The sequence below is a fragment of the Citreicella sp. C3M06 genome, assembly GCF_018860705.1.
Lineage (GTDB): Bacteria > Pseudomonadota > Alphaproteobacteria > Rhodobacterales > Rhodobacteraceae > Salipiger.
Genome location: NZ_JAHKQA010000072.1, coordinates 161,823 through 182,134, shown reverse-complemented (window position 1 = coordinate 182,134; position 20,312 = coordinate 161,823). Strand labels below are relative to the sequence as shown.

The 20,312-nt window shown below is 63.0% G+C and carries 13 protein-coding genes; 9 read left to right on the top strand and 4 right to left on the bottom strand.

Annotated elements, in window-relative coordinates:
- Positions 1-11: 11 nt before the first annotated feature.
- Genes KO516_RS15760 through KO516_RS15745 form a run of 4 tightly spaced genes read right to left on the bottom strand, consistent with a single transcriptional unit; the run spans position 12 to position 5,309 of the window.
- The gene (locus KO516_RS15760) at positions 12-1,658 is read right to left on the bottom strand and encodes an alpha-amylase family glycosyl hydrolase (RefSeq protein ID WP_216004735.1); all 1,647 of its coding nucleotides are present in this window, start codon (positions 1,656-1,658) and stop codon (positions 12-14) included.
- A 9-nt stretch (positions 1,659-1,667) separates the two neighbouring features.
- Positions 1,668-2,921 carry a carbohydrate ABC transporter permease gene (locus KO516_RS15755; protein WP_216004734.1) on the bottom strand — a complete coding sequence of 418 codons (1,254 nt, stop codon included), beginning with the start codon at positions 2,919-2,921 and terminating at the stop codon, positions 1,668-1,670.
- Positions 2,921-3,895: a carbohydrate ABC transporter permease gene (locus KO516_RS15750; protein ID WP_216004733.1), complete on the bottom strand. Its 975-nt coding sequence runs from the start codon at positions 3,893-3,895 to the stop codon at positions 2,921-2,923. Before KO516_RS15750 ends, KO516_RS15755 begins: the two co-directional genes overlap by 1 nt.
- Before the next feature lie 49 nt (positions 3,896-3,944).
- Positions 3,945-5,309: an ABC transporter substrate-binding protein gene (locus KO516_RS15745; protein ID WP_216004732.1), complete on the bottom strand. Its 1,365-nt coding sequence runs from the start codon at positions 5,307-5,309 to the stop codon at positions 3,945-3,947.
- A gap of 272 nt (positions 5,310-5,581) precedes the next feature.
- On the opposite strand from KO516_RS15745, the gene KO516_RS15740 reads away from it, so the two are divergent.
- The 9 genes from KO516_RS15740 to malQ all read left to right on the top strand — a co-directional run bounded on the left by KO516_RS15740 (position 5,582) and on the right by malQ (position 20,308).
- The gene (locus KO516_RS15740) at positions 5,582-6,628 is read left to right on the top strand and encodes a LacI family DNA-binding transcriptional regulator (RefSeq protein ID WP_216004731.1); all 1,047 of its coding nucleotides are present in this window, start codon (positions 5,582-5,584) and stop codon (positions 6,626-6,628) included.
- Positions 6,625-7,959, top strand: coding sequence for a GH1 family beta-glucosidase (locus KO516_RS15735; protein ID WP_216004730.1), 1,335 nt, complete (start codon positions 6,625-6,627; stop codon positions 7,957-7,959). The genes KO516_RS15740 and KO516_RS15735 overlap by 4 nt, the downstream gene beginning before the upstream one ends.
- Positions 7,956-8,924 carry a glucokinase gene (locus tag KO516_RS15730; protein WP_216004729.1) on the top strand — a complete coding sequence of 323 codons (969 nt, stop codon included), beginning with the start codon at positions 7,956-7,958 and terminating at the stop codon, positions 8,922-8,924. Before KO516_RS15735 ends, KO516_RS15730 begins: the two co-directional genes overlap by 4 nt.
- 94 nt (positions 8,925-9,018) lie before the next feature.
- Positions 9,019-11,403 (top strand): glycogen/starch/alpha-glucan phosphorylase, encoded by a 2,385-nt coding sequence (locus KO516_RS15725; protein ID WP_216004728.1) that lies wholly within the window; start codon positions 9,019-9,021, stop codon positions 11,401-11,403.
- A gap of 61 nt (positions 11,404-11,464) precedes the next feature.
- Positions 11,465-13,648: a 1,4-alpha-glucan branching protein GlgB gene (gene glgB / locus KO516_RS15720; protein WP_216004727.1), complete on the top strand. Its 2,184-nt coding sequence runs from the start codon at positions 11,465-11,467 to the stop codon at positions 13,646-13,648.
- A 78-nt stretch (positions 13,649-13,726) separates the two neighbouring features.
- Positions 13,727-14,992: a glucose-1-phosphate adenylyltransferase gene (glgC, locus tag KO516_RS15715; RefSeq protein ID WP_216004726.1), complete on the top strand. Its 1,266-nt coding sequence runs from the start codon at positions 13,727-13,729 to the stop codon at positions 14,990-14,992.
- A complete protein-coding gene (gene glgA, locus KO516_RS15710) occupies positions 14,989-16,401 on the top strand; it encodes a glycogen synthase GlgA (protein WP_216004725.1) in 1,413 nt (470 codons plus the stop codon). The genes glgC and glgA overlap by 4 nt, the downstream gene beginning before the upstream one ends.
- The gene (glgX, locus tag KO516_RS15705; RefSeq protein WP_216004724.1) at positions 16,398-18,455 is read left to right on the top strand and encodes a glycogen debranching protein GlgX; all 2,058 of its coding nucleotides are present in this window, start codon (positions 16,398-16,400) and stop codon (positions 18,453-18,455) included. The genes glgA and glgX overlap by 4 nt, the downstream gene beginning before the upstream one ends.
- Entirely contained in the window at positions 18,452-20,308 is a 1,857-nt protein-coding gene (gene malQ / locus KO516_RS15700) for a 4-alpha-glucanotransferase (protein ID WP_216004723.1), read from the top strand. The genes glgX and malQ overlap by 4 nt, the downstream gene beginning before the upstream one ends.
- Positions 20,309-20,312: the final 4 nt, after the last annotated feature.

Genomic DNA, 20,312 nt, shown 5'->3' with positions numbered 1-20,312 from the left:
TCTTCCCCCCGTTACCGTTTGAGCGCGAGCACAGGCTGCCAGCGCCCGAAATGCAGCTTGCCGTCGGGCAAAGGCCCGGCCGAGCCAAGTTCCTCGCCGATCTGGAACCACTTGCCCTGCGGCGCCTCGACGGTTGCCAGCTCGTCGCTGATGTTGAAGCCGCAGAAGATTTCCTCGTCGCCAAGGCAGCGGTGGAATTTCAGCACGTTGCCCTCGTGGCTGACATGGCTGATATCGCCGGTTTTCAACGCGGCATGGGCATGGCGAAAGCTGATCGCGTGCCGGTAGTGGTGCAGAATGGCGGCAGGGTCCTTTTCCTGCGCCGCTACGGTGCGCCGCAAATGTTCGGGGCTGACCGGAAGCCACGGATGCGAGCTGGTGGTGAAGCCGCCGTTATGGGTGTCCGCCTCCCAGACCATCGGGGTGCGGGCGCCGTCGCGGCCCTTGAACGCCGGCCAGAAACGCTTGCCGTAAGGATCCTGAAGATCCTCGAAGGCGACATCGGCCTCGGGCAGGCCCAGCTCTTCGCCCTGATAGAGACAGGCCGATCCGCGCAGGCACATCATCAGGGTGATGTACATCCGCGCCGCCTGTTCGGGGATGTTCCAGCGCGAGACATGGCGCACCACGTCATGGTTGGAAAACGCCCAGCAGGCCCAGCCCCCGGGGGCTTTTTCCGCGATGTCGTCCATCACCTTGGCGATATAGGCGGCGGTGGGCGCGTGGTCCGACAGCAGCTCGAACGCGTAGGACATATGCAGGTGATCGCTGCCACGGGTGTAATCGCCCAGCACTTCAAGCCCGCGCTGGTCCTCGCCGATCTCACCCACGGCGGCGGCTTGGTAGTCGTTCATCAGGCTGCGCAATTTCTTCAGGAACAGCAGGTTCTCGGGCTGGGTCTTGTCGTAAAGATGGTTCTGCCATGTGTAGGGGTTGACCGCCGGGGCGGTGATCGGGTTGCGCTCTTCGGGTGGCAGGGGCGGATTGTCGCGCAGCTGCGCGTCATGGGTGTAGAAATTCACGGTATCGAGCCGGAAGCCATCGACGCCGCGATCCAGCCAGAAGCGCGCGATTTTCAGCAATTCTTCCTGCACCTGCGGCTCGTGGAAATTCAGATCGCCCTGTTCGGTCAGGAAGTTGTGCAGGTAGTATTGGCAGCGTGTCGCATCCCATTGCCACGCCGATCCGCCAAAGATCGACAGCCAGTTGTTGGGCGGCGTACCATCGGGCTTGGCATCGGCCCAGACGTACCAGTTGGCCTTGGGGTTGTCGCGCGAGGCGCGGCTTTCGACAAACCACGGATGCTCGGTCGAGCTGTGCGAGATCACCAGATCCATCAGCACCTTCAGCCCATGGGCATGGGCCGACTGGATCAGCACATCGAAATCGGCGAGCGTGCCGAACATCGGATCGACATCGCAATAATCGCTGACGTCATAGCCAAAGTCCTTCATCGGCGAGCGGAAGAACGGCGAGATCCACACCGCATCGACCCCCAGTGAGGCGACATAGGGCAGACGGTTGGCGATGCCCAGAAGATCGCCCACGCCATCATCGTTGCTGTCCTGAAAGCTGCGCGGATAGATCTGGTAGATCACCGCCCCGCGCCACCAGTCGGGATCTTTGGTCAGGTACTGGTTCGGGTTCGTGTCGCTCATCGTAACGTCCTATTTCACCGAGCCGGCCAGCAGGCCGCGCACGAGGTATTTCTGCATGAAGAAGAAGACCAGCAAGGGCACCGCGATCGACACAAAGGCCGCCGCCGCGAGGATGCCCCAGTCGCCGCCGCGCGATCCAAGAAGGTCGTCGGCGATCTTGACGGTCATCACCCAGCTGTCGCTGCCCGCGGGCAGGAAGACCTTGGCCACCAGCAGATCGTTCCATGTCCACAGGAACTGGAAGATGGCAAAGCTGGCCAGCGCCGGGAAACTGAGCGGCAGCACGATCTTGGTGAACACCTGAAAATCGGTGGCCCCGTCGACCTTGGCGGATTCGATGATGTCGCGCGGCAGCCCGATCATATAATTGCGCAAAAGGTACACCGCCAGCGGCAGGCCAAAGCCGGTATGCGCCATCCAGATGCCCAGAAAGCTTTGCCCGATGCCGATCTTGTTGTGCAGCGTCAGCATCGGCACCAGCGCCAGTTGCAGCGGCACCACCAGCAGGCCGACAACGGCCGCGACCAGCCAGCCCTTGCCCGGAAATTCCATCCACGCCAGCGCATAGGCGGCAAAGGCCGCGATCAGGATCGGGATCACCGTGGCGGGCACGGTGACTGTCAGCGTGTTGATGAAGGCCCGGTCCATGCCGTCGGAGGTCAGGATCTGCTGGTAGTTCTGCAAGCCGAAATCCGGCGGCTGCGTGGTGACCACATAGATCGACGGATCGCGGCTGATCTCACCCTCGTCGATATAGGTGAAATCGCCGTTCTCTGCCACGGTGAGCGAGCGTTGCAACACGCCGCTGCCGGGGGTGATCGGCAGCCCGTCCGCCGTGGTATCGGGGAATTGCGGCTCTTCGCCGGCGGGATAGGCGATCTCGATGCGCTCGTCGTCAAGCGCGCCGTCTTCGGTGACGGTGACCTCGTACCATGCATAGGTTTCGCCGACCTTTGCCGCGCCCGGCTCGCGCCCGATCAGGCCAAAGGCCGAGACGCTGCCGGTGCCGCCTTCGAACAGATTGCCCGTCAGCACGCCGTAAGCGCCATCCATGCCCGCGCCCGCGGCCGAGGGGCGCACCCGCACCGCAGCCTCGACCGGGAACAGCGACTCCCACCAGCCGGTTTCCGAAATCTGCGCCCGCTCGCGGAACGACGACACCAGCAGCCCTACGGTGGGGATCATCCAGATCACCACGAGGAAGATCACCGCAAGGTTGGTGACGATCGACAGCGAGGTTTTCTGTCCGGCAAGATTGTCCATTACAGTTCCCTCCGCGCCTGACGGATGTTGTAGATCATCACCGGCGTGACGATCAGCATGATGACAAAGGCGACCGCCGTCGCGCGCCCGTCATCGCGGAACATGTAATCCATCATGTAGCTCGGCAGAATGTCGGTTTCGAAATTGCCGCCCGTCATGGTGTAAACGATGTCGAAGACCTTGAGCGTCAGGAAGGTGATGGTGGTCCAGACCACGCCGATGGTGCCAGCGATCTGCGGCACCTTGATCTTGAAGAACAGCTGGAACGGGTTCGCGCCGTCGATGATCGCGGCCTCGATGGTTTCCTCGGGAATGCCGCGCAGCGCCGCCGACAGGATCACCATGGCAAAGCCGGTCTGCATCCAGACCATGATGATCATGATGAAGAAGTTGTTCCAGAACGGGATTTGCAGCGGATCGACCGGCTCGGCCCCGAAATAGGCCCCGATGGCATTGATGATGCCGATGTCCGGATCACCGGCATAGACGAATTTCCAGATCAGCGAGGCGCCGACAAAGCTGATCGCCATCGGCATGAAGATCAGGGACTTGGCGATGCTGCCCCAGCGCAGCCGGTCGGTAAGTTGCGCCACCAGAAGACCGAAAAAGGTCGAGGCGGCAGGCACGAACAGGATCCACAGGAAATTGTTGAACACGGCGGTTCGAAAACCGGGTTCCCCGATCATGTCGATGTAATTGCCAAGGCCCACGAAGCTATCGCCCGAGCGGTCGTAGAGCGAGCGGATGAAGCTGCCAATCACCGGGTACACAAGGTAAAGCCCCAGCGCGAGGATCGCTGGCAGCAGAAACAGCCACGGGCGCACCATGGTGGCGCGGCGGATGTTCCTGCCCTGATCATTGGTCCGGGGTGGAAAGATCACCCTATCGAGGATCAGGTTCGATCCGTAGAAATAGGCAAGGCAGCCGCCCACGCCGATAATGATGGTCAGGATGCCCTGAAGCATTGGTGACATGGTCGCCCCCTTGATGCGAAGGCGCGCCCAGTAAAGGGCGCGCGGCGCTTTACTTCAGCGTATCCCAGCGCGACTGGATCGCCGCTGCCGCGTCTTCGGCCGATTCGCTGGTGACAAAATCGACCATGCCGGACCAGAAGGCCCCCGCGCCGATTTCCGACGGCATCAGATCCGACGCGTCATAGCGGAAGGTGGTCGCATCGGCGATGATCTCGCCCATGGCGCGCTGCGCATCGGTTGCATAGACATCAAGGTTGACCCCCGCATGGGCGGTCAGGAACCCGTCCTGCGCCATCCACAGCTCATGCGCGATCGGCTCCTTGAGCCATTCGAGCAGGGCATCCGTCGCCTCGGACGGGTTGGTGATCGAAAACAGCGTCCCGGCCCCAAGCACCGGGGTGCCAAGATCCTTGTCCTCATAGGCTGGGAAGTAGAAGAAATCGACGTTATCGCCCAGCTCGGCGTTGTCGGGGAAGAACGCCGGGATAAAGCTGGCCTGCCGGTGCATGTAGCATTCTGGCGGCACCGCAAACAGGCCCGCCGGGCTGTCGCGGAAATCGGTGGTGGCCGCGACCTGACTGCCGCCCTTGACGTAATCGTCGGTCTTCACGAACCAGCCGAAATCGTCGATCGCCTCGACCACCTTGGGGTCGTCGAACGGAATCTCGTTGCTCACCCAGTCATCGTAGACCTCGGGCGGCTGGAGTCGCAGCATCAGGTCTTCGACCCAGTCGGTCGCAGGCCAGCCGGTGGCCGCGCCCGACCCCAGCCCAATGCACCACGGCGTTCCGCCATCGTCGACGATCTGCTCGGTCAGCTCCTTGAGCTCTTCCATCGACTCGGGGATTTCGTAGCCCATTTCGTCAAAGGCGATGGGCGAATACCACACCAGCGATTTCAGATCTACGCGGTAGAACTGGCCATACAGATGGTCTTCGCCATCCTCGCCCTCGTAGGTGGCCAGATCGACCCAGCTTTGCCCGGCGGCATAATTCTCGGCGACCCAACTGGCGGTCTCGTCGGGCAGCGGCGTCAGCAGCCCCTGTTTCGCCATATCGGCGGCAAGGCCCGGCTGCGGAAACACCGCGAGATTGGGCGCTGTACCCGCGCGGGCGGAAATCACGATATCCTGCTCGAAACTGTCCGAGCCGGAATAGCTCACCTCGGCTCCGGTCGCCTCTTCGAAGTAGCGGAACATGATGTCGACCTTGGCCTTTTCGTTGCCGGTCCACGGCCCCGTAATAGTGACGGTCTGCCCGCTCAGGTCGAATTTGTCGGCAAAGGCGGTGTAGCCATCCCAGTGAAACCCGCCCTCGCCGATAGCAAATGGCATGTCCTGCGCCGAGGCGGAACCGGCCAGAAGCGCCGCGACGGCAGCGCCTCCTAGGATCCGGCGTTTGATCTGTGCTGTCATGACGTTCCTCCCGTCTGGTTGCGGTTGATCCCATGCATCAGTCTGCACTTTAAACGAATCCCTCCCGAGTCGTTTCAAAGCGCTTTGAACTTGCCGCAGGGTCTTACGAGCAACCTAGCGTGTCAATCGCTGGTTGCCAGTTTTTCGGATTGCTTTCATGATGCATCATCACCATTGCGACGGATGGAGAAAGGGCCTTCACCTCCCCCCGGATTTGCGGTTACGCTGACGGAAATTCGAAGCGCTTTGGATTGGGACGGGGGGCCAGGGCGATGAACCTCAAACAGCTTGCGACCCAGCTTGGGTTGTCGCAGACCACGGTGAGCCGCGCGCTCAACGGTTACCCTGAAGTGTCCGAAGCGACCCGAAAACGGGTCTGCGAGGCGGCGCTTGCGGCGGGCTATGTCGCCAATCCGCGCGCCCGCGGGCTGGCGACCGGCCGCGCCATGGCCATCGGCCACGTGATTCCGATTTCGACCAGCCACGAAATGATGAATCCGGTGTTCGGAGATTTCATCGCGGGCGCCTCGGAAACCTATCTTGCCGCCGGCTACGACATGACGCTGACCCTGACCGGAGACGCGGACGAGGCCGACAATTACCGTCGACTCAAGACCAAGGGCCATGTCGATGGCATCATCGTTCACGGGCCAAAGATTGCGGACGGGCGCATCCCCTTCCTGACCGGGCTGGGCATGCCCTTTGTCGTGCATGGGCGCGCCTCGGACATCGCGCAGCCCTACAGCTGGATCGACATGGACAACGCCAGCGCCTTTCGCCGGGCGACCTCGTTCCTGCTCGATCTCGGGCACCGGCGTATCGCGCTGCTCAACGGGCTCGAATACATGGATTTCGCCCATCGCCGCCGGGTCGGCTATACCGAAGCGCTGCGCGCGCGCGGTCTTGCCCCGGACCCCGCAATCATCAGCGGGCAAGAGATGACGGAACCCTACGGCTATCGCGCGGCAAGCGAGATGCTGGCGCTGGAGGCGCCGCCGACCGCCTTTCTTGTCTCGTCGCTGATCTCGGCCATCGGGGTGCGGCGGGCGCTGCACGAGGCCGGGCTGGAGATGGGGCGCGATGTGTCGGTGCTGACCCATGACGACGATTTCAGCTATTTGTCGAACGGGCGCGACGTGCCGATCTTTACCGCGACCCGCTCGCCGGTGCGCGAGGCCGGGCGGCTGGCCGCCGAGATGCTGCTGCGGCGCATCGCTGAACCGGGCCGCCCCCCCGAAACCCGCATTCTCGAAGCGCAACTGATCATCGGGGCCTCGACCGGCCCTGCCCCCTCTGTCCAGTCGAAGGCACCTGCATGAAACTGACCCGAAAGGATTTCCCCGAGGATTTCATCTTCGGCACCGCCACATCGAGCTATCAGATCGAAGGCCACGCCTTTGGCGGCGCGGGCCGCACCCACTGGGATGACTACGCCGCGACGCCCGGCAATGTCAGCCGCGCCGAAGATGGCGGGCGCGCCTGTGATCACTATCACCGCTACCCCGAGGATCTTGACCTCGTGGCGGCTGCGGGCTTCGATGCCTATCGCTTTTCGATCTCATGGGCGCGGGTGCTGCCCGATGGGCGTGGCGCGGTGAATGCCGAAGGGCTGGATTTCTACGACCGACTGACCGATGCGATGCTGGAACGCGGCCTTGCCCCCTATGCCACGCTGTATCACTGGGAGCTGCCCTCGGCGCTGGCCGATCTGGGCGGCTGGCGCAACGGTGATATCGGCGACTGGTTCGCCGACTATACCGAGATCGTGATGACCCGGCTGGGTGATCGCATGGCCACCGTCGCCCCGATCAACGAGCCATGGTGCGTGGCATGGCTGTCGCATTTCATGGGGCTGCAAGCACCCGGCATCCGCGACATCCGCGCCGCTGCCCGCGCCATGCATCACGTGCTGCTGGCGCATGGCCGCGCCACGCAGGTGATGCGCGGGCTGGGCATGGGCGGGCTTGGCGGGGTTTTCAACCTTGAATGGTCGAACCCCGCCGATGACAGCGAGGCTTCCCGCCTTGCCGCCGCGCGCTACGATGGCATCTACAACCGCTGGTTCATGGGCGGCGTGTTCAAGGGCGAATACCCCGCCATCGTGCTTGAGGGGCTGGAGCCGCATCTGCCATCAGGCTGGCAGGATGACATGGCGCTGATCTCGCAGCCGCTCGACTGGTGCGGCATCAATTACTACACGCGCAAGAACATCGCCGCCGATCCGCGCGCGCCATGGCCATCGCTGACGGATGTGCCCGGCGTGCTGCCAAAGACCTACATGGACTGGGAAATCTACCCCGAGGGGCTGCATGATTTCCTGATCCGCACCGCCCGCGAATACACCGGCGATCTGCCGCTATACGTGACCGAAAACGGCATGGCGGCGCATGACGACATCATGGCCGGGGAATGCCGCGACCCGCATCGCATCGACTACTACGAAAAGCATCTGTCTGAGGTGGCCCGCGCCATTGCGGGCGGCGCCCCGGTCAAGGGCTACTTCGCCTGGTCGCTGCTGGACAATTACGAATGGAGCTTTGGCTATGACAAGCGCTTCGGCCTTGTCCATGTGGATTTCGACACGCTTGCGCGCACGCCAAAAGGCTCCTACCACGCGATGAAGGCGGCACTGACGGAGGCAGGACGATGAGCGAAAACATCACGGCGGTTCTTGCGGATATCGGCGGCACCAACACGCGGGTTGCGCTGGGCCACGGCACCGAGGTCGACCTGAGCAGCGCCAGAAGCTATCGCAACGTCGATTATCCGGGCATCGACGCGGTGCTGCGCCAGTACCTGAGCGAAACCGGCGTAGCGCCGCAGGGCTGCTGCGTTGCGGTGGCCGGGCCGGTGCGTGACAGCGCCGGGCGGCTGACCAACATCGATTGGACGGTCGATCGCGAGATGCTGCACGAGGCCACCGGCGCCCACACGCTGGCGGTGCTCAACGATTTGCAGGCGCAGGGCCATGCGCTGGGCCATATCGCGCCCGAAAACCTGACCACGCTGATGCCCGGCAAGCCGGCGAGCCCGCAGTCTGCGCGGCTGGTGGTGGGGGTCGGCACCGGCATGAATGCGGCCCCGGTCTATCGCCTTGGCGATCGCACGCTGGTGCCCCCGGCCGAGGCTGGACACGCCACGCTGGGCCTGCGATCGGACGAAGAGCTACGCCTGCTCCAGCACGTCTCGCGGCTGCATGAAAGCCCCGGCATCGAACATTTCCTGTCGGGGCGCGGCTTCGAGCGCATCTGGAACTGGCTCTGTGTCGAGGAAGCCATCGAAGATCCCAAAAGCGCGGCAGAGATCATGGCGCTGATGGAAACCGGCCACCCGCGCGCCACCGCGGCGGTGCGCATGTTCTCCACCCTGCTGGGCCGGGTCTGCGGCGACCTGGCGCTGACCACCCTGCCCTTTGGCGGCATTTTCCTGATCGGCGGCGTGGCGCGGCATTTCGGCCCGCACCTGCTCAGCCATGGCTTCCCCGAGGGCTTTGGCGACAAGGGCCGGTTCAGCGAGTTCATGGCGCAATTCCCCATCCATCTTCTGACTGACGATTACGCGGCACTGACGGGATGTGCGTGCCACTTGACCGAACAGTTGCAATTGCACGACTAACGCTGGCACAATCTTGCCTTTTAGCGCCCCGCCTGTTGAGACAGAGGTGTTTCCGCGCCGGGGCGCGCGGTTCCTCAAAGGAAAGAAGACGCTCATGTTGCAGCTATCGACCCCCTCGCTTCGCGATTCCATTGTTCGGCACCTGACCTATTCCTTTGGCAAGGACCCCGAACACGCGATCCTGGAGGATTGGCGCATGGCGCTGAGCTACGCCGTGCGCGATCGCATCGTCGATGCCTGGTTCAAGGCCACTGAAAAGACCTATGAAACCGGGGCGAAGCGCGTCTATTACCTGTCGATGGAATTCCTGATCGGGCGCTTGCTCGAGGATGGCATCGTCAACCTCGAACTCGTCGAAGAGGCCAAGGCGGCGCTGGCGGAATTCTCCAAGGATTACCACGAGGTGCTGTCGGATGAACCCGACGCGGCGCTGGGCAACGGCGGGCTTGGCCGTCTTGCCGCCTGTTTCCTTGAAAGCCTGTCGACCATCGGCTGCCCGGCGCATGGCTATGGCATCCGCTACGAACACGGGCTGTTCCGGCAAAGCTTTGTCGACGGGCGGCAGGTCGAGCAGCCCGAACAATGGCTTGGCCAGCGCCACGCGTGGGAGTTCGAGCGCCCCGAAGTGCGCTACCGCATCGGCTTTGGTGGCCATGTCGATGTGCGCGGCGAAACCGTGCGCTGGTATCCCGGCGAAGAGGTCGAGGCAGAGGCCTTTGACACCCCCGTGGTCGGCTACAAGGGCCGCTGGGCCAACACGCTGCGCCTGTGGTCGGGCCGCGCCATCCATCCGTTCGATCTCGATGCGTTCAATCATGGCGATTATGCCCGCGCCGCCGCGCCCGAGGCGCTGGCCCGCACCATCTCGCGCGTGCTCTACCCGGACGACACCACCGAGCAAGGCAAGGAGCTGCGGCTCAAGCAGGAATATTTCCTGACCGCCGCCGCGCTGCGCGACATCCTGCGCCGCTTCAACCACCAGTTCGGCGATCTGCGCAAGCTGCCGAGCAAGGTCGCGATCCAGCTCAACGACACCCACCCGGCGATTGCCGGCCCGGAACTGGTGCGCATCCTGCATGACGAGCGCGGCCTGACCTTCGAGGAATCGGTCGAGATCGCCCGCGGCACGCTGAGCTACACCAACCACACCCTGCTGCCCGAGGCACTAGAATCCTGGGGCGAGGGCCTGCTCGGCCGCCTGCTGCCGCGTCACCTGCAACTGATCGACCAGATCGACAATGCGCATGCCACGCAGCACCCCTCGCGCACCCAGTCGATGCGTTCGGACCATCAGGTCAAGATGGGCCAGCTGTCCTTTGTGATGGCGCATCATGTGAACGGCGTCTCGGCGCTGCACACCGATCTGATGAAAACCACGGTGTTTTCCGAATTGCACCGCCTGCACCCCGAGCGGATCGTCAACCAGACCAACGGCGTCACCCCGCGCCGCTGGCTGCTGGCCTGTAACCCGGCGCTGGCCGGGCTGATCACCGAGTCCATCGGCGGCGGCTGGGTCGATGATCTTGAACAGCTTGAAAAGCTGGAACCGTTCATCGAAGACAGCGCATGGCTGGACAAATACGGCGATGTCAAACGCCAGAACAAGGTCGAGCTGTCAAACTGGATGGGCCAGACCTATGGTCTGCATGTCGATCCGTCGATGCTGTTCGATGTGCAGATCAAGCGGATGCATGAATACAAGCGTCAGCACCTCAACATCCTCGAGGCCATCGCCCACTGGCAGGAAATCCGCGAGAACCCCGACGCTGGCTGGATCCCGCGCCTGAAGCTGTTCGCCGGCAAGGCGGCGCCGGGCTATTTCTTTGCCAAGGACATCATCCGGCTGATCAATGACGCCGCCCTTGTGATCAACAACGACCCGGTGACCAACAAATATCTCAAGATCGCCTTCCTGCCGAACTACAACGTGACGCTGGCGGAAAAGCTGGTGCCAGCGGCGGACCTGTCGGAACAGATCTCGACCGCGGGCAAGGAAGCCTCGGGCACCGGCAACATGAAATTCGCCCTGAACGGCGCGCCCACCGTCGGCACGCTGGACGGCGCGAACGTGGAAATCCGCGATCACGTCGGGGCCGAGAATTTCTTCCTGTTCGGCATGACCGCCGAAGAGGTGATGGAACGGCGCAGCGTCGAGGACCACGCGCGTCAGGCCATCGACGCCGATCCCCGCCTTGCCGGGGCGCTGCGGATCATCCGCGAGGGGCGCTTCAACCCCTCCGAACCCGAACGCTATCACGGCGTGGTCAACAATCTCGAAGGGCCGGATTACTTCCTCGTCTGCTCGGATTTCACCGATTACTGGCGTGCGCAACGCGAGGTCGACCGGGCCTTTGCCGACCGTCAGGGATGGGAACGCATGGCGGCGCTCAACACCGCGCGCTCGGGCTGGTTCTCGTCCGACCGGACGATCCGTGGCTACATGAAGGACATCTGGAAAGCAGAGAGTCTTTTGACCTGATCGTCGGGCAACCTTGATCTGGACCATTGCAGAGCGCCAATAGTGTACTAAGCTCCGGGGTATGATGGATGAAATTCACCCCGCCGCCCCGGACTTTCACCGCCTGATCAACGGGCATCACGACGATCCTTTTGCGCTGCTTGGGCCGCATGTCTTCGACGGCGCCCGGCACGTGACCGCGTTCGACCCCGGCGCCGAAGAAATGTGGGCGATGATCGGCGAGGACTCGCACCGGCTGGAACCGGTCGCAGAGGCACCGGGCATCTTTCGCGGCCCGGTTCCCGGCGATTTACCCTATTACCTGCGCGGCAGCGCGCAGGGCCGGCACTGGGATTACGAAGACGCCTATCGCTTTGGCCCGGTGCTCGGCGAACTCGATGAATACCTGCTGGGCGAAGGCAGCCACCTGCGGCTCTGGGAAGCCCTTGGCGCCCATGTGATGCAGCACGAAGATCAGCACGGCACCCATTTCGCCGTCTGGGCCCCGAATGCGCGCCGGGTCTCGGTGGTGGGCGATTTCAACGGCTGGGACGGGCGCCGCCATGCCATGCGCCGCCGCGGCGCCACCGGCGTCTGGGAGATTTTCATTCCCTATGCCGGGGATGGCGCGTTCTATCGCTACGAGATCATCGGCGCCGATGGGGCCATGCAACCGCGCAAGGCCGACCCGGTGGGTTTCGGCTCGGAGCACCCGCCCGCCAATGCCTCCATCGTGCGCGACATCCGTGCCTATGACTGGTCTGACAGCGGCTGGCTCGGCACCCGCGCCGAAGCGCAGCAACGCGAGGCCGCGATCAGCGTCTACGAGGTGCACCTACCCTCATGGCGACGCAAGGACTGGGGCCGCCCGATTTCCTATATCGAAGCGGCAACCGAACTGGTGGAATACGTCACGCAGATGGGCTTTACCCATATCGAACTGATGCCGATCAGCGAATATCCGTTTGACGGCTCGTGGGGCTATCAGCCCATCGGCATGTTCGCCCCGACCATCCGCTGCGGTCTGCCCAATGAATTCCGCGATCTGATAAACGCCGCGCATCGCGCCGGGCTGGGGGTGATCCTTGACTGGGTGCCGGGGCATTTCCCGTCCGATCCGCACGGGCTTGGCAATTTTGACGGCACGCCGCTGTATGAACACGCCGATCCCAAGGAAGGATTCCACAAGGACTGGAACACCCTCATCTACAATTTCGGGCGCGCCGAGGTGTCTAACTACCTCACGTCCAACGCGCTGTACTGGCTTGAAGAATACCATATCGACGGGCTGCGCGTCGATGCGGTGGCCTCGATGCTGTACCGCGATTATTCGCGCGATCCCGGCGAATGGGTGCCCAACAAGGATGGCGGGCGCGAGAATTACGAGGCCATCGCCCTGCTTCAGCGCATGAACATCGCCGCCTATGGCGATCACGTCGGCATCATGACCGTGGCCGAGGAAAGCACCGCCTATCCCGGCGTGTCGCAGCCTGTCGATCAGGGCGGGCTTGGTTTCGGGTTCAAGTGGAACATGGGGTGGATGAACGACACCCTCGAATACATGAAGAAAGATCCGATCCACCGATCCTTTCATCACCACCAGATGACCTTTGGCCTTGTCTATGCATTCTCGGAAAACTTCATCTTGCCGATCAGCCATGACGAGGTGGTGCACGGCAAGGGTTCGATGCTGGGCAAGATGCCGGGCAACGACTGGGAAAAATTTGCCAACCTGCGCGCCTATTACGGCTTCATGTGGGGGCATCCCGGCAAGAAGCTGCTGTTCATGGGGCAGGAATTTGCCCAGCGGTCGGAATGGAACCACGATGCCCAGATCGACTGGCCCTGCCTTGAAAGCCCGATGCATTCGGGGGTGCAGCGGCTGGTGCGCGATCTGAACCATCTTTACCGGGACATGCCGGCGCTACATCGGCGCGACTGTTTCGCCGACGGGTTCCAGTGGATCTGCGGCGACGATGCCCAGAATTCGGTGCTGTCCTGGGTGCGCCGCGGCGCGCCGGGCGATCCCGAAGTGGTGGTGGTGTGCAATTTCACGCCACAAGAGCAGACGCACTACCGGATGGGCATGCCCTCGGCCGGGACGTGGAAAGAGGCTCTCAACAGCGATGCCGAGGTTTATGGGGGCGGCAATCGCGGCAATTACGGAGCGATCGAGGCCCTTCCGGGCGAAAGCCACGGACAGCCGGCACATGCAGAGATCCTGCTGCCGCCACTGTCGGTGATCTATCTGGTGCGCGATCACTAGAGCGATTTGGCGGGGTCATTAAAATAGCGCCGCCCGGTTCTCGGGGCCGAGTGGCGGGCCATCATGAGGAGACCTGAGATGCCAACGAAAAACCAGCGCCTGACGGCGCGCAGCATGGCCTTCGTGCTGGCCGGGGGCCGCGGCTCACGCCTGTACGAATTGACCAACAGCCGGGTGAAGCCGGCGGTGTATTTCGGCGGCAAAGGACGCATCATCGACTTTGCCCTGTCGAATGCGCTCAATTCGGGCATCCGGAAGATGGCGCTGGCGACCCAGTACAAGGCCCATAGTCTGATCCGCCACGTGCAGCGCGGCTGGAACTTCTTTCGCGCCGAGCGCAACGAGTTCCTCGATATCCTGCCCGCCTCGCAGCGGGTCTCCGAAGGCATGTGGTATCGCGGCACGGTGGATGCCGTGGCGCAGAACATCGACATCATCGACAGCTATGACATCGACCATATCGTGATCCTCGCCGGGGATCATATCTACAAGATGGATTACGAGTTGATGCTGCGCCAGCATGTCGAAAGCGGCGCGGATGTCACCGTTGGCTGCCTGACGGTCGATCGCAGCGAGGCCTCGGCCTTTGGCTGCATGGCGGTGGATCGCAACGATCGCATCACCTCGTTTCTGGAGAAACCGCAGGATCCGCCGGGGCTGCCCGACGATCCCGAAAAGACGCTGGTGTCGATGGGTATCTATGTCTTTGACTGGAAACTGCTGCGCGAACGGTTGATCGAAGACATCTCGAACGAGGCATCGAGCCATGACTTCGGCCATGACATGATCCCCGCGATGGTGCGCGACGGCAAGGCGCAGGCTCATCGCTTCGAAGACAGCTGCGTGCGCCCGCGCCCCGATGCACCGGCCTATTGGCGCGATGTCGGCACCATTGATGCGTTCTGGAAAGCCAATATCGACCTGACCGATTTCACCCCGGAGCTGGATCTGTGGGATCAGGAATGGCCGATCTGGACCTATTCTGAACAGCACCCCCCCGCCAAGTTCATTCACGACGAAGAAGACCGGCGCGGCGCAGCAGTCAGCTCGATGATTTCGGGAGGCTGCATCATTTCGGGCACCGAGGTGCGCGAGTCGCTGCTCTCGACCATGGTGCACACCAATTCCTATGCCTCGCTGCACCGCGTCGTGGCGCTTCCGGATGTTTATGTCGCGCGCCACGCAAGGCTTAAAAATTGTGTCATCAACCGGGGTGTATACATCCCCGAAGGGCTCGTGGTTGGCGAAGACCCCGAAGAAGACAAGAAGTGGTTCCGCGTCACCCCTCAGGGCGTGACCCTGATCACCCAGAGAATGCTTGACCGACGGGATGCCGAACGATGACCAGAGTGCTGTCTGTTGCATCCGAATGCGTGCCGCTGATCAAGACCGGCGGGCTGGCGGATATCGCGGGGGCGTTGCCGGGGGCGCTGGCGCCGCACGGGGTTGAGATGCGCACATTGCTGCCGGGCTACCCGGCAGTGATGAAAGCCATCGGCCGCAAGCGCAAGGTGGCCGACCTGGACGACCTGTTTGGCGGCTTTGCTCGGGTCTATCGCGGAAACCTTGGCAAGAATGTTCTGTATGTTCTTGATGCACCACATCTTTTCGACCGCGAAGGTGGTCCCTACAGCGACCCGCAAGGGCGCGACTGGCGCGACAACCCCGAACGCTTTGCGGCGCTGTCCAGCGCCGCTGCGATGATCTGCGCCGATGGCATCGAAGGCTGGTTCCCGCAAATCATGCATTGCCATGACTGGCAGTCAGGTTTCGCGCCGCTATATCTGCGCGAACTTGGCGCGGGAGATCGCGTCGCCTCGCTGATGACCATTCACAACATCGCCTTTCAGGGCATCTGCCAGTCCAACATGATCGACACGCTGGGCCTTCCCCGATCTGGGTTCAACGAAAAGGGCTATGAGTTCTGGAACAATATCAGCGCGTTGAAGGCCGGTCTTGTCTATGCGGATAAGCTTTCGACGGTCTCGCCGACCTACGCGTCCGAGCTGATGACACCAGAGTTCGGCATGGGGCTCGACGGGCTGCTGCGTGAACGTCAGGAGGATCTGGTCGGTGTGCTCAACGGCATCGACGACGATCTCTGGACACCGCCCTATGCCACCCCCGCTGGCAAGGCCAAACACCGCGCCGCCCTGCGCGCGGAATTCGATCTGCCCGACTGGCCCGGCCCGGTCTGTGTGCTGGTGTCGCGGCTGACCGAACAAAAGGGGCTCGATATCCTGCTTCAGGCGCTGCCCGCGCTGCTGGATCGCGGCGGGCAGCTGGTGCTGCTGGGCTCTGGCGATCGCGAACTTGAACGCGCCTTCCTCGCCTTTGCGCAAAGCCATGCGGGCGTGGCGACGACCATCGGCTATGACGAAGCGCTGGCGCGTCGGATGATCGCCGGGGGCGATGCGATCCTCGTGCCCTCACGCTTCGAACCTTGCGGTCTGACCCAGCTTTACGGCTTGCGCTTTGGCACGCTGCCGGTGGTGGCGCTGACCGGCGGGCTGGCCGATACGGTGATCAACGCCTCGCCAGCCGGATTGGCCGCTGGATGTGCAACCGGCATTCAATTTCATCCACTTAATGCCCAATCTCTGGCTCAGGCGCTGATGTCTCTGGTCAAGCTGCACGCAGATCGGCCAGTGTGGAAACGGATGATGAAGAATGCCATGGCCTCTCCGGTCGGCTGGGAACACTCTGCCGCGACCTATGCCGCGCTCTATGCCGAGATGGTGAAAACCGTATGACCACACCCGAAATCCTCGCCGGACGCCCCACGCCTCTTGGGGCGAGCTTCGACGGGGATGGCGTCAATTTCGCCATTTTTTCGCAACATGCCCAGTCGATGCACCTGTGTCTCTTCGACGAGCACGGCATCGAAACCGCGCGGCTCGTCATGCCCGAACGCGACGGTGACATTTGGTATGGCCGCGTGCCCGGCATCACCCCGGGTCAGGCCTATGGCTACCGCGCTTCGGGGCCGTTTTCGCCGCGCGATGGCCACCGCTTCAACCCCGCCAAGCTGCTGCTTGATCCCTATGCGCACCGCCTGACCGGGCATCCAACGTGGAACGACGCGCTGATGGGCGGCGTCGAGGCGCCCGATCCACGCGACAGCGCCCGTTTCATGCCCAAAGGCGTGATCGAGGACACCACCTATGACTGGGGTCACCACGAGGCACCGCGCACCCCGCTTGAAGAAAGCGTGTTCTACGAGGCCCATGTGAAGGGACTGACCAAGCGCTTTCCGGACATCGAACATGCTGGCCATTTCCTTGGGCTTGCTTCCGATCCGGTGCTGGACCACCTGACCAAACTGGGTGTGACGGCGGTTGAGCTTTTGCCGGTACAGGCCTTTCTTAACGACAGATTTCTGGTCAAGAAGGGGCTGGTGAACTACTGGGGGTACCAGACCCTTGGGTTTTTCGCGCCCGAGCCGCGCTATCTCAGCCATGGCCGGCTCTGGGAATTCCAGTACATGGTGGCGCGGCTGCATTCGGCGGGGATCGAGGTCATTCTCGACGTGGTCTACAACCACACCTGCGAGGGCGACGAGAACGGCCCGACCTTCAGCTTCCGTGGTCTCGACAATCGCGCGTATTATCGTCTCCACGAAGACAAACGGTATTACATCAACGATACCGGCACCGGCAACACCGTGAACATCGAACACCCGATGGTGATGCGCATGGTGATGGACAGTTTGCGGTACTGGGCGACCACGATGGGCGTCGACGGCTTTCGCTTCGATCTGTGCTCGACCCTCGGGCGCACGCGCCATGGCTTTGACCCGAATTCCGCCTTCTTTAAGTCCATTCGACAAGACCCTGTTCTAGCGACGAAAAAGCTGATTGCGGAACCTTGGGACATTGGCCCCGGTGGCTATCAGCTTGGCAGCTATCCCACGCCGTTCTCGGAATGGAACGACCAATACCGCGACGGCGTGCGGCGGTTCTGGCGCGGCGATCTGGGCCATGTGCCGGTGCTGGCCGACCGCATCACCGGCTCTGCCGGAATCTTCGATCACTCCGGGCGGCACGCCACTTCTTCGGTGAACCTGCTGACAGCGCATGATGGCTTCACGCTGGTCGACGTGGTGAGCTACAATGAAAAGCACAACGAGGCCAACGGCGAAGACAACCGCGACGGCCATGGCGAGAATTACTCGGACAATTTCGGCATTGAGGGGCCGAGTGATGATGCCGCCATCAACGCCGCCCGCACGCAGCGCCGCCGCAACATGCTCGCGACCCTGCTGCTGAGCCAAGGCACCCCGATGATCCTTGCCGGAGACGAGATCGGCAACACGCAGCAAGGCAACAACAACGCCTACGCGCAGGACAACGAGATCGGCTGGCTGGACTGGGACGCAGCGGACCCGGACTTTGCCGAGTTCACGCGACGGCTGATCAGCTTCCGCAAATCCCATCCGATCTTGCGGCAGAAGCGCTTTCTTCACTCTATCGCTCGCAAGGTCGATGGGGTGATCGACCTGTTTTGGTGGCGCCCAGATGGCACCGAGATGACCCGTGCCGACTGGACAAATGGCCATTTGCACGTGCTGTGCGCCGAATTTCGCATGGCCAGTGGCACACCGCTTTATGCGCAGCGCGAAGAGGCGATCTATGTTGCCTTCAATGCCGGCGGCGCGGTCGAGCTGTCGCTCCCTGTCCTGACGGAGGGCTTCCACTGGGTGCGCCATATCGATACCGCAGAACCCGAGCTGTCCGCCGAACCGGTCGGGACTACCTACGCGATGAAGGCCGAATCCGTGATCGCGCTTGTCGAGGAGCCCGCATGACTGACCAATCGCTTGACGCACGCGCCGAACGTGCCGGAATCATGCCATCTTTCAAGGACTTGTTCGGCGAAACTCAGGTAACGACGGCAGAGACCAAAGCGGCGCTTCTGACCGCCATGGGGCTGGCCGATCGCGATCTTCCCGAACCGGCCAGCCTGCCGTTCTGGCATGTCTGCGAGCCTAGCCAGCCGGTGGGGATCGTCGCCCCCGAAGACTGGACGCTGACGCTTGAAGACGGCACCGAGCAGGAAGGCCGCGGCCCGCTGCCGACTTTGCCGCTGGGGCGTCATCTGCTGCAAAGCGCCGGGGCGCAGTGCTGGCTGCTCTGTGCGCCCGGCAAGCTGGACCTGCCGCCGCGTCTATGGGGCCTGATGGCACCGCTGGCCTGTCTGCGCAGCGCGGCAGAGGGCGGCCTTGGCAGCTATGATGACCTTGCGCAGCTGGCCGAGGCCGTCGGCGGCGCTGGCGGGGCCTTTGTCGGCATCAACCCGATCCATGCCGGGTTTCCCACCGAACCGGGCGGCTTCAGCCCCTACACGCCCTCGCACCGCCGCCGGTTCTCGCCGTTTTATCTGCCGACCGGCGCACAAGCGGCGCAGCCCGGCCCGATCCTGATCCTGCCCGAGGAACTCCCCGCCCGGCTTCACGCCCTTGAGGCAGAGTATCACGCCAGCGATCCCGGTGACGCCTTCGAGCGCTACCTCGCCCATGAGGGCGCGCCGCTGCACCAGTTCGCGACTCATCAAGCACTTTCGGAAAAGCTTGGAACCTATTGGGATAAATGGGATTCCGCCTATCAAGACCCAACGTCGGATCAGGTTGCCAAGGCCGCGCGCGATCTGGACGACAGGGTGCGCTTTCACGCATGGCTGCAATACCGCACCGAGGGCGCGCTTTCTGAGGCGCAATCGCGCGCGACAGCCTCGGGGATGCGCCTTGGCCTCTATCTCGATCTGGCGGTCGGCACCCATCCGTCTGGCGCTGAAACATGGGCCGACCGCGATAATTTCGCCTTTGGTGCCAGCCTTGGCGCGCCGCCCGACGCCATCGCGCCGCAGGGGCAGAACTGGCATCTGGCGCCCTTCAACCCGCGGCATCTTGAAAAGACCGGCTTCGAGGCGCTGGCCCTGACCCTGCGCCAGCAGCTGCGGTTCAGCGGCGCGCTGCGCATCGATCACATCCTTGGCTTCGAGCGCGCCTATTGGGTGCCCGACGATTCGCCCGGCGCCTATGTCACCATGCCGCGCGAGGCGATGCTGGCCATCGCCCGCATGGAGGCGGCGCGCGCCGGGGCGGTGATCGTCGGCGAAGATCTTGGCGTGATCCCCGACGGCTTGCAGCAATCGCTGATCGACAGCGGCATCCTTGGCTGTCGTCTGACCATGTTCGAACACGCGGGCGATCCGCCGTGGTACAAAGCGCCGCAGGATTATGACGAAGGCGTCATCGCCAGCTTTTCCTCGCATGATCTGCCGACCTGGAAAGGCTGGCGTGATGGGCGCGAGGTCAAGACCCGCGTCGAGCTTGGCATCACCCCGGCGGAATATCTCGATGACACGCTGGCCTGGCGCGGGCGCGAGGTCGCGAGCTTTGACGGCGCGACCGAACCTTACCGCGAAGATGCGCCGGCGGACGGGCTCGAGGCGCTGGCAAGCTTCCTTGCGGCGACGTCTGCGCGTATGGTCGCCATTCAGGTCGAAGATATTCTCGAGATGGAGCACCAGCCCAACCTGCCCGGCACTGTCTGGGAATACCCCAACTGGCGCCAGCGCCTTCCGGTGGGTGTCGATGGCATCGCCAACGCACCCCTGCTTGCAAAGACCGCCCGGATCATGAAACGTGCCGGGCGTTAGGAGA

Excerpts from the sequence above, each read along its gene's own strand:
- KO516_RS15760 (WP_216004735.1), bottom strand. The coding sequence starts at position 1,658 with ATGAGCGACACGAACCCGAACCAGTACCTGACCAAAGATCCCGACTGG.
- KO516_RS15755 (WP_216004734.1), bottom strand. The coding sequence starts at position 2,921 with ATGGACAATCTTGCCGGACAGAAAACCTCGCTGTCGATCGTCACCAAC.
- KO516_RS15750 (WP_216004733.1), bottom strand. The coding sequence starts at position 3,895 with ATGTCACCAATGCTTCAGGGCATCCTGACCATCATTATCGGCGTGGGC.
- KO516_RS15745 (WP_216004732.1), bottom strand. The coding sequence starts at position 5,309 with ATGACAGCACAGATCAAACGCCGGATCCTAGGAGGCGCTGCCGTCGCG.
- KO516_RS15740 (WP_216004731.1), top strand. The coding sequence starts at position 5,582 with ATGAACCTCAAACAGCTTGCGACCCAGCTTGGGTTGTCGCAGACCACG.
- KO516_RS15735 (WP_216004730.1), top strand. The coding sequence starts at position 6,625 with ATGAAACTGACCCGAAAGGATTTCCCCGAGGATTTCATCTTCGGCACC.
- KO516_RS15730 (WP_216004729.1), top strand. The coding sequence starts at position 7,956 with ATGAGCGAAAACATCACGGCGGTTCTTGCGGATATCGGCGGCACCAAC.
- KO516_RS15725 (WP_216004728.1), top strand. The coding sequence starts at position 9,019 with ATGTTGCAGCTATCGACCCCCTCGCTTCGCGATTCCATTGTTCGGCAC.
- glgB (WP_216004727.1), top strand. The coding sequence starts at position 11,465 with ATGATGGATGAAATTCACCCCGCCGCCCCGGACTTTCACCGCCTGATC.
- glgC (WP_216004726.1), top strand. The coding sequence starts at position 13,727 with ATGCCAACGAAAAACCAGCGCCTGACGGCGCGCAGCATGGCCTTCGTG.
- glgA (WP_216004725.1), top strand. The coding sequence starts at position 14,989 with ATGACCAGAGTGCTGTCTGTTGCATCCGAATGCGTGCCGCTGATCAAG.
- glgX (WP_216004724.1), top strand. The coding sequence starts at position 16,398 with ATGACCACACCCGAAATCCTCGCCGGACGCCCCACGCCTCTTGGGGCG.
- malQ (WP_216004723.1), top strand. The coding sequence starts at position 18,452 with ATGACTGACCAATCGCTTGACGCACGCGCCGAACGTGCCGGAATCATG.